Here is a 10,298-nt window from a genome sequence, read left to right as displayed (position 1 = left end):
ATGGATACTTTACACAATACGAAGGCAGGGAAAATATTTGACATTTTTAATGCACTATTTTTGGCATTGATTGGGTTATTCATGGTGATTCCTTTTATTTATGTGATCGCAGGTTCATTTGCTACGGAGTTAGAATTGACCACACGTTCGTTTTTCTTATGGCCAAATGAGATCAGTCTCGACTCCTATCGCTTTATTTTTTCAACCAACACCTTTATCCGTAGTTTGCTTGTAACGGTCGGCGTTACCATCGTTGGCACGCTGGTGCAGCTTTTCTGTACCTTCACCTTTGCCTATCCTTTATCACGCAAGCACCTAAAAGGACGGAACACCTTGTTGAATCTCGTGATTTTTGCAATGCTCTTTTCAGGTGGGATGATCCCAACGTTTATCGTGGTGAAAAATTTAGGACTGATCAATTCTTATTGGGCATTGATTTTGCCAATCGCGATCAATCCCTTCAACTTAATGATCATCAAAAACTTTTTCCAAGAAATGCCGATCGAGTTGGAAGAATCCGCCAAGATGGACGGCTGTACGGAACTAGGGATCTTATGGAAAATCATTTTGCCTTTATCAAAACCAGTGATCGCGACCTTCACCCTTTTTTACGCCGTTGGTATCTGGAACGACTTCATGAGTGGATTGCTCTATATCAACGATTCAGCAAAATGGCCGATTCAGTTATTGTTAAGACAGATCACGATGGCCTCCAGTGGTGCCAATGCGTTAGCAAGTATGGACCCAAACTATGTGCCGCCTGAACAAGGAATCAAATTTGCAGTCATCATTGTGGCGACTTTACCAATTTTGATCTTCTATCCGTTTTTGCAAAAACATTTTGCCAAAGGAATGCTGATTGGATCCGTCAAAGGATGATACACTTCAATAGTTGTGGATAGGTTGTCATGCGTTTTTTCGCATGACAATTTGTTACATAAAATCTATTACAAGGGTGTTTGGGAATGAAGTACTTTAAAACAGGCGGTTTTCATCGAAAACTGCAGCTAGCCAGTCTATGGATCGTCGTGCCGCTATTAGCCGTTGCAATCTTTTTGCATGCCTATTTGATCGGACCATTACAACGATCGTATCAAGAACTAAACAATCGCCAAGTCGAAGGAATCGTTAGTAACATCAACCAACAGTTCTCGCAGCTGGAAGTGACTTTAAGCGTTTGGGGGCAATCGTTTCAAAGGCGCTACCAAGAAGATTTATTGGAAACGACGAATTATCAGACGTTGATCCAGCTGTCGGAAGAATTGTTTTACTTAACCAATAGCTCCAATTATGTCAATCGAATCGGTATTTATTCGCTCGGAGAGGCGCCCTTTGGGATTGAAAGTGGCGGCACGTATGAATTAACGCTCGAGCAAACCAAAACAGCATTTGAACGCTATCGGATCGATAATGGTAGGCAGTATCAGTGGAAGATCATTGAAGAAGAGGATGAATTGATTTTTGTACAAAACATTGATAGCCAAGGCGAAGATCAGCCTAAAATTTTTTTAGTTGCAACGATCGACGAGCAATCATTGTTAAAGTATTTTTATGATACTCAAATTGAAAATGGACTCGCAGCGATTTCCTTTAATCATGAGAGTTTTCGTTTTATTGGCGATCAGAACTTAGCGAATGTTATCCAACCGCTGAGTGAGGAGCATCAAGGAACCTGGGTCGAATCGATCAATGGCAATGATTATAGCATGATCGCCGTAAACAGTACGCGACTCAACCAAATATGGACGTTTTATACCGTCGTTCCCTTAGCATTGATTACCGAGCCAGTCACTCATTTGGCTAGAGTGCTGATCGTCGTAAGCATTCTTTTTATTGCTTGTGTGGCAGTCATGAGTCTCTTTTTGGCAAAAAAACAATACCAACCTTTTGAAAAAACGATGGATCAGCTCTTTGGTAATACCCAATGGAAAAAAGAAAACGATCTGGAGTTTTTGGTGGACCGTTGGCAACAATTAAGTCGGGAAAAAGGATTGTTGCAAAATCAGGCGGAACGCTTTCAAGATTCGCTGAAGCGACAAGTGATCCAACATTTGATGGAAGGGTATTATGGCTATTTATCGGAGGAAGAATCGCAACAATTACTGCAGCAAAAAAACTGGTGCTTAAGTGACCAAGGGTATCGCCTGTTTTATTTCCAACTCAATGATCTATTAAGCAATCAAGCAAATTCACAAGATGAAACCCACATTTTGTTTGCCTTAGAAAACATTATAGCGGATGTCACAGCCATGTTTTTCCCTGAATCAACCATTGTTTCTTCAAATGAAGGACGGATTTTGGTTTTTGTGGTCAATCAAGAGCAGCTACTGACAGATTACTTCACGATGATCACCAAGCAAATCAATTTGATCGTCTGCCGTTATGTCACCATCGTTAGTTCGCAACAAGAAACAGAGATTCGCAAGTTGCCTGAAGTTGCCCAACGTCTCAAAAAGCAAATCCATCTGCAACGGTTGATTCCCGAAAATCAAGTGCTTCAAGGAGAGAAAATGCGCCCGCTGCCGAAGTATTCTCTTTCGCAAGAAAATTTGATTTTAACAGCGCTGAAAAGTGGCTATCATGAAGAATTGCAACGAAGTGTCCAGCGGTTTTTAGAACAGGTCGTGGCAGAAAACAATCAACAGGCTGCGGTGATCTATGTGGTCAATCGACTGTACGATCAAGTCGATTACCTTTTAAATGAAAATGGGGTCTCACGAACGGATTATGTATCGAAAACGGTTGTGTTAGAGCGAATCGAACGACTTTTGGACATCAATCAGATCCAAGCCTTTTTGTACCATCATTTCTTAAAACCCGTCTCCATCCTCTGGCAAGAAAATGTCGCTAATTCTTATAGTGAAATGATCCAAAAAGTAGCGGAGTACATCCAATCTGATTTTCGCAATGAACAAATTTCGTTAGAATACGTTGCGGATCGTTTCGAAGTAGACCCAATCTTTTTGAGTAAGGAGTTCAAGCGTGCCAAGCAGGTCAACTTTATTGATTATTTAACCAATGTTCGCATCGTAGAAGCAAAACGGCAGTTGCTCGAAACTGATCACCAAATCAATGAAATTGCAGAAAACCTTGGGTATAATCCCAGTTACTTCAATCGTTTATTTAAAAAGTGCACGGGAATGACCCCAGGACAATATCGAAAAGGTCAGAGCTGATCACTGTTGGTTGCTGCGGAAAAGCTCGTATTTTCGCAGCTTTTGCTCTGATTTTTCCATGTTTTCGTCAGCAAATGTTTTGTATAATAGAAAAGAAAGCGATTTCTAATGCAGCTTATGTTCAGCAAGAAAACCAGTGGACTTGTCGAAGTTGTTGGAAATCTGATAGTAAATAGATGGAGGAAGAAAAGAAATGAAAATCGTTCTAGGCGGAGATTCAACCGTGGCGGATTATCCCCTTGATCAACAGCCAATGATGGGCTGGGGACAAGCTTTACCAAGCTATCTGTCCCCAGAAGTAGACGTACACAATTTTGCGAAAAACGGCAGTACGACTCGTTCGTTTATCGAAGAAGGGTTGTTTAAGCAACTCCTGCAAGAAGTCGAACCGAATACAGTCGTCCTACTGCAATTTGGACATAATGACCAAAAAGAGAAAAATCATGTCACGATGGAGGCGTACATTGCTCATTTGACAGACATGATCCGTCAAATCAAAGAAAAAGCAGGAATTCCTATCCTGTGTACACCTGTTGAACGACGTGTAGGGGAAGAGGGACGACTGGCGCATACGTTGTCAGCATTTTTACCTGTCTTAAGAGAACTTAGTCGAACGGAAGAAGTGGATTTGTTTGATTTAAATCGCTATACCTATCATTATTATGACACATTAGGACTAGAAGCTTCCAAAGCGCTCTTTGTTTGGTTAGCACCGGATGAGCACCCCAATTATCCTGCAGGTCTCGCAGATGATACCCACTTTTCAAAGGTCGGGGCGCATATGATCGCTCGCTATGTAGCGATTCGTTTACAGGCGTTTTTCCATGAGCAACCACTGTTTCCTGATATTTATTACGGCGCCTGCATGTATCCAGAAGTCTGGTCGGAAGAAATCATGCAAAGTGATAGTCAAACGATGAAAACGTTGGGCATGAATTTTGCTAGAATTGGGGAATTCATGTGGCGTGACTTGGAGCCTCAACCTGGAGAATATGATTTTGCGTTGTTGGAACGTGCGCTAGAACAGTACCAAGCAAATGGCATCGATGTTTGCTTATGTATTCCAACGCCAACTCCGCCCCGCTGGTTTACAAAACAGTACCCAGAAGCTTTAATCACTAATCAAGATGGGACGAAGATGCATCATGGCTCAAGACAGCATGTCTGTACCAACAACGAGGACTTTCGCCGCTATGCCTATCGTTTGACGAGAAAAATCGCTGAGATTGCCGAAAAACATGAAAATGTCGTTATGTTGCAATTGGACAATGAGTTTAAATGTCATGTCGATCTATGTTACTGTACGACGTGCCAAACGCATTGGCATACGTATTTAAAAGACAACTATCAATCCGTGACCAACCTCAACGAGTGTTGGGGCACGAAGGTGTGGAGTGAGTGGTATGACGCATTTGAGGATGTCGTCTTGCCACTAACGACCCCGTTTTTGCATAATTCTTCCCTGATGAATGCCTTTCGCCGCTTTACCACCGATACGTTGAATGAGTTTGCGCATGATCTTTGTCATTTTATCCGAATGGAGACCGCGTTACCCATTACCCATAACTCCGCTTTTGGGTTTAACTTGCAAAATGATGAGCTATTTGCTGATTTAGATATTGCCGGTTTTGATACGTATGCACCGGCAGACAACTATCCAGCGTATACCATGAACTTGGATCGTTGGCGGAATGTCAAACCGCGCAACAAGGAAATGTTATTGTTAGAAACTTGTACCGCCAATGCCGGTCATATTGAAAACTATGCGGCACCTCGTCCTCATGGGTTTGTCACAAGTGAAGCGTTCATTGGCTATGCTGGTCATTTGAAATCCTTCTGTTTTTGGCATTTTCGTGGACATCGCTATGGTGTGGAGCAACCCCATAGCGCCGTGTTAACTGCTTGGGGAGAGCCAGATCGTGGGTATGAAGAGGTAGTTCGGATTGGCGAACTAAGACAACAGATCGCACCACTTTTAGCAGAAACGAAGTATGTATCTGCAAAAATAGCCATCATCTACTCGGACTACTCGAAACGCTTTTACACGATCGATCATGGGGGTATTTATGATTATCGCAGCCTGTTTACCGAATTTTACGGCAGTCTGATTCGCCAAGGGATTCGTGTAGAAATCATTCAAGAAAATAGTCCGTTAGAAGAGTATGATGTTGTTCTTGCCCCATTTGTTCGTTGGATCAGTCCTACCTTGCTGAAAAAATTTGCCGCCTTTACTGAAGCAGGAGGCAAGCTGATTTTAGGCCCGATGACGGGGGATCGGACAAAAGAGCTAGCGTGGCCAGCGACGAATGGCTTAGATCGTTTAGGAGAATGGCTCGGGTTTGACCAAATCCAGCAGTTTACGGTGAAAGGACTGACTTATCAGCTAACCTATGACGGCCTAAAAGAACCTTTGGATCATTTGGTCACAGTTTTTCATTGCCCAGAAGATTGGGAAACGATCGGACGAGGGAATGACCAAACGCTACTAGCTAAGAAACAACTGGCTCAAGGAGAGATCATCTATTTAGGTGCGCTACCTAGCAATTTACCAGACAGTTTGATATGGCAGTCGTTTTGTCACAAAGAACTTTTCCCTTATGAATCAGAGCGCCTGTTGATCAAATGTTCGGAAGGTGTGATGAAGTATCGCCGAGAGTCAGCGACCCATGTCCAACTCTGGATCAGTAACTTAGGGATGACGACAGCTGACTTTACCTTACATCTCCCCGGTTTCGAACGCTTATCAGGTGAAGCGCTGGCGCGGGGTAACCATAGGCTAGAACCTTATGAAAATTTGATTATTGAATGGGAAAAAACAGTAGAAAGCGAGGAGTCAGATGATTCATTTAGCCATCCGAGGGCATGACCTCTCAGGAGAATATACACCCAAGCAGCTAGCACAAGCGGTAGGAGCAAAGAAAATAAGAAACGTTCAGTTTGCCTTGAATGCGTCTTTTCCAGACCTAAGTGCTCCTGAAAAAATGAGTCCAGGTATGGGGACCTTCTTCAAGAATGAATTCCAAGAACAAGGCGTTCAAATCGCTTTGTTAAGTTGTTATAGTAACTTGATTCATCCCGAACCAGAGGAACGAGAGAAAATCTTACAGAAATTTGAGCGCTACTTATTCCATGCCCGTTATTTTGGTGCCAGCATGGTGGCTTCAGAAACAGGCTCAGTCATTGCCGCGCTGGGATATAGCGAAGAGAATTTTTCGGATGAGGTTTTTGAAGACTTGATCCATGTGATCCAGCGACTCGTTCGAGTAGGAGAAAAACATAAAACCATGGTAGGGATCGAAGCAGGAATGAATCATCCGTTGTATTCGAATCAGCGCATCGCCGAGCTGATTGAACGTGTTCCTTCTGATTATCTAGGGATCATTTACGATCCAACGAATTTGATCACCGCAAAAACGGCTGCTGATCAAGTTGCATTGGTAGAAGAAGCGTTTACTCTTTTTGGCGAGAAAATCGTCTGCTTGCACCTAAAGGATTTTCAACTCTCGAGAGAAGAAGTGATCCCTGTCCCGTTAGGTGAAGGACAAATACGGTATCCAGAAATTTTACAGCTTCTGATCAAACACAAGCCATACTGTTACGTGGTGTTAGAAGAAACAAAAGACGCTGGGATCGATCGTGCGGTGGCGTTGATTGAAGGCTTAGATTTAAAAAATTAGCTGGGTGCTTGTGTAAATGATTGTTTAAGAGAACACGGGAGTGATTTTCTTGTTTTCTTCAAAGACGCTGACATTAATGCAAACTTTTATCTAGCATAGAAAAGTTGTTTATGGTGAGATTTCATCTAAACAGCTTTTTTATTTTCATAAAAATAGAAAATGTAAGGTAAGGTTTGCTATTATAGAATAAAAAGAAAGCGTTTTGGAATGTTGCATTCGGATAATAGATCAAATGGAAAAGGATTTAATATTTACGAGACATGTAAAAGAGAGAAAGGAGGGACCAATGGCAAACATGCAAGACGTGGCAAAACTTGCCAATGTATCTGTGACCACCGTCTCACGAGTGATCAATAACAGAAAATATGTCAATGAAGAAACAAAGCAGATTGTGCTAGAAGCAATTCAAACACTTGATTATGTACCAAATGAATTAGCACGGTCCTTTTATTACAATTCCTCAAAGATGATCGGCTTGCTGATCTATGATTTGAAAAATGATTTTTATAATCAATTTATTACCCGAATCGAGTCGCAACTGATTGAGAAAGGCTATAGTTTGATGATTGGTACCACACAAGGAAATCCTGAAAGAGAAGCCTATTTTTTGAACTTGTTTCTCGCAAATAATATTGATGGGGTAATTTTATGTACCAACCTTTGTACGCAAGGTCCATTGTTGCAAAAGGTTCTCAAATTACCTCTAGTGAGTGTGGGTAGAGTCCTTAGCGATGAAGTATCCTCCGTTTCTGCGGATAATACCTCAGGTGGACAGTTGGCAGCACAGATCTTAATCCAAAATCGTTGTCGCGAGATCCTCTTCGTTAATGGACCAAAGACATTACATTCCGTTCAAGAAAAATCAGCTGGTTTTTATCAAGTGATGGACCAATACCCAGAGATCCATGTTCACGAGGTCATACTCGATTTTGTAAATGTCACGCAAACATCCTTTGATCAACTTTTTCATCAATGGCCTTCTATCGATGGCATTTTTGCGGCAAGCGATTTTTTGGCAGCCTGTGCTTTACGTTCCCTTCATTCACTGGATAAAAAGATTGGTGAAGCGATTCAGGTGATTGGTTATGAAAACACCAATGTTTGTCTTTGTACTAGCCCTTTGCTTTCGTCCATCGCACGACCTTTAGAGGAGATGGTGGATTGGACGACCCAGCTACTTTTTCAAGAGGTACAAGGAGACAAAACCGCACCAAGACACGTCCTCTTGAAAAATTCATTTGTCCCAAGAGAAACGACTCAATGGAAGTGATGGGAAAAGAAGCAACCGTTTGCAGCTTTCTTTTGATTGTCTTGGGATAGCCGCAATTCTATAATGAAATGGACTGGAATAAATCCAGAATGAGGAAGTTGCTAAGTGATAGGTGTTGATAGCTAGTACTATTTTTTCGAAAAAATGGTTCCGTTTACAAAAGATTCTGTAAAATAGCGAACGGCTTGAAGGATAACGCCTTAAGAAGAGCGTACCTAAAATGTGATCACAAGAACAAATTAACCTAAATGTAATATGAAGGAGTGATTAACCATGTGGAAAGCAAACTATCATACCCACACAACTCGATGCAAACATGCACGGGATTCTGATGAAGACTATGTGATCAAAGCCATCCAAGCTGGCTTTAAGGAAATCGGCTTCGCTGATCATTGTCCCTGGCCCTTTGAGGATGGGTATGTCTCGCCTATGCGGATGGATGTTGCGCAATTGGAAGATTACGTTTCATCGGTGAAAAGCTTACGGGAAAAGTATCAAGGACAAATCGATGTGAAATTAGGATTAGAGTGTGAATATTTTGAAACAATGATCCCTTGGTTAGTTGCGGAGAAAGAAAAGCTGTCGATCGACTATTTGATTTTTGGCAATCATTTTCCTGAAATCGAAAGCAATCACTATTACGACCATACACCCGGGGATTCGGTAAAAGCGATCAAAGATTATCTCCGTGTTTCTTTACAAGGGATCGAATCAGAAATTTTTGCTTATATGGCACATCCAGATGTGTTCATGCGGGGCTATAAAACCTTCGATTCTCATTGCGAAGAAGTTGCCTACCGCTTATGTGAAAAAGCCAAAGAGTATCAGCTGCCATTGGAGTATAATTTGGCGGGCTATACGAATGGTGGCTATCCGCATCCTGAATTTTGGAAGATCGCTAAGGAAGTCGGCTGCTCTTGTATTATTGGGATCGATGCCCACGAGAGTGCGGCTTTCACGAATACAGAAATTTACGAAAGAGCTCTTTTAGAAATCGATGCCTTGGGGTTAACAAGGATCGATCGGCTCTTCTTTGCATAAAGGAAAGAAAGTTGATCGTTTTGGAAATAAACATGGACGCCAGTGGGGATCACTAGCGTCCATATTTATTAGAATTGCCATTCTTGAATTTTTTTCAAGAGTACCGCTTTGTCGGAAGCTTCCGCAAAGGAATGCTGAGCGGCAGTTACGTTTAAGAAACGCATCTCTGATTCGGTCATGTTGCAATGATGAGCCATTTGCAGGTATTCATTGGTCAATGTCGTGTTTGAGACCGTTCGGTTATCGGTATTCAAACAAAAAGGGACCTTGGCTTCTAGCCATTCTCTTAATGGGTATGCCGAGTATGTGGGAATCGCACGAGTATGAACATTGCTGGTAGGACAGCCTTCGATACAGCGCGTTTGTTCTCGAACAAACGCTTGGGCAGTGTGATCTCCTTTTAAGGCGATGCCGTGGCCAATCCGCTGCGCACCGCTTTCGATAGCTTGATAAATGTTTTGCACACAGCCGCATTCGCCTGCATGTAAGGTCAGCTGGACACTTTGGTTCTTGAGGAACACTTGATAGCTAGCAGCTAAATCAGGGACGTACCCGTCTTCTTCTGGACCTGCTAGATCAATACCGACTACTTTTTCATCGGTAAGAGCGATCGCTTCATCAAAAATCGCCGTAATAGCTGGTAGGTCTTCTTGACGCATCCCAATGACCAAAACATTGCCTTTGATTGGGTAGCGTTTTTCTGCTCGTGCGATGCCTTCGATCACGGCTTGGATGGTCTGGCTGCAAGTGAGTCCTTTGTCCATCGATAAGCTGGGGGCAAAGCGGATCTCAATATAAGCGACCCCATCTTGAGCGGCTTGTTCCATCACGTCATAGGCAGCAGCTGCTAACGCTTCTTGTGTTTGCAAATACGGCCGAACGAAATCAAAGCAGCTAAGATAATCCCTCAGGTCATGACAATCTTTGGGGGCTTGCATCTGTGCTTTCACAGCTTCGATGTCTTGCTCGATCGGTAGTTCTTGCTGATTGGCGATGGCGATCAATGTTTCTGGACGAATGGAACCGTCGAGATGGCAGTGAAGTTCTACTTTGGGAAATGCTTGGATTTGTTGTTGAGTAAGCACAGTGTTCCTCCTGTCTAGGTCGAATTTTTTTTAAGTATGAATATAGCAT

7 protein-coding genes are annotated in these 10,298 nt (G+C 42.5%); 6 read left to right on the top strand and 1 reads right to left on the bottom strand.

Annotated features, from left to right (window positions below):
- The 6 genes from IGK85_RS12510 (at window position 1) to IGK85_RS12485 (ending at window position 9,164) form a co-directional block, all read left to right on the top strand.
- Window positions 1–879: a carbohydrate ABC transporter permease gene (locus tag IGK85_RS12510; protein WP_005234200.1), complete on the top strand. Its 879-nt coding sequence runs from the start codon at window positions 1–3 to the stop codon at window positions 877–879.
- Window positions 880–965: 86 nt separating this feature from the next.
- Window positions 966–3,176: a helix-turn-helix transcriptional regulator gene (locus IGK85_RS12505; protein ID WP_008380767.1), complete on the top strand. Its 2,211-nt coding sequence runs from the start codon at window positions 966–968 to the stop codon at window positions 3,174–3,176.
- A 193-nt stretch (window positions 3,177–3,369) separates the two neighbouring features.
- Entirely contained in the window at window positions 3,370–6,042 is a 2,673-nt protein-coding gene (locus IGK85_RS12500) for a beta-galactosidase (protein WP_008380770.1), read from the top strand.
- On the top strand, window positions 6,014–6,853 hold the full coding sequence (locus IGK85_RS12495) for a sugar phosphate isomerase/epimerase family protein (RefSeq protein ID WP_008380772.1): 840 nt from the start codon (window positions 6,014–6,016) through the stop codon (window positions 6,851–6,853). Before IGK85_RS12500 ends, IGK85_RS12495 begins: the two co-directional genes overlap by 29 nt.
- Before the next feature lie 286 nt (window positions 6,854–7,139).
- Window positions 7,140–8,123 (top strand): LacI family DNA-binding transcriptional regulator, encoded by a 984-nt coding sequence (locus IGK85_RS12490; RefSeq protein ID WP_008380774.1) that lies wholly within the window; start codon window positions 7,140–7,142, stop codon window positions 8,121–8,123.
- 273 nt (window positions 8,124–8,396) lie between these two features.
- Window positions 8,397–9,164, top strand: a complete 768-nt coding sequence (locus IGK85_RS12485; RefSeq protein ID WP_008380776.1) for a histidinol-phosphatase — start codon at window positions 8,397–8,399, stop codon at window positions 9,162–9,164.
- A 68-nt stretch (window positions 9,165–9,232) separates the two neighbouring features.
- Here IGK85_RS12485 and add read toward each other — a convergent pair whose 3' ends face one another.
- Window positions 9,233–10,249, bottom strand: coding sequence for an adenosine deaminase (add, locus tag IGK85_RS12480; RefSeq protein WP_008380779.1), 1,017 nt, complete (start codon window positions 10,247–10,249; stop codon window positions 9,233–9,235).
- Between the last annotated feature and the right edge of the window lie 49 nt (window positions 10,250–10,298).

The sequence above is a fragment of the Enterococcus sp. AZ015 genome (genome assembly GCF_050499225.1).
Lineage (GTDB): Bacteria > Bacillota > Bacilli > Lactobacillales > Enterococcaceae > Enterococcus_D > Enterococcus_D entomosocium.
Note: the sequence above shows the minus strand (reverse complement) of the source record. Positions and strands in the feature narration are given on the sequence as shown.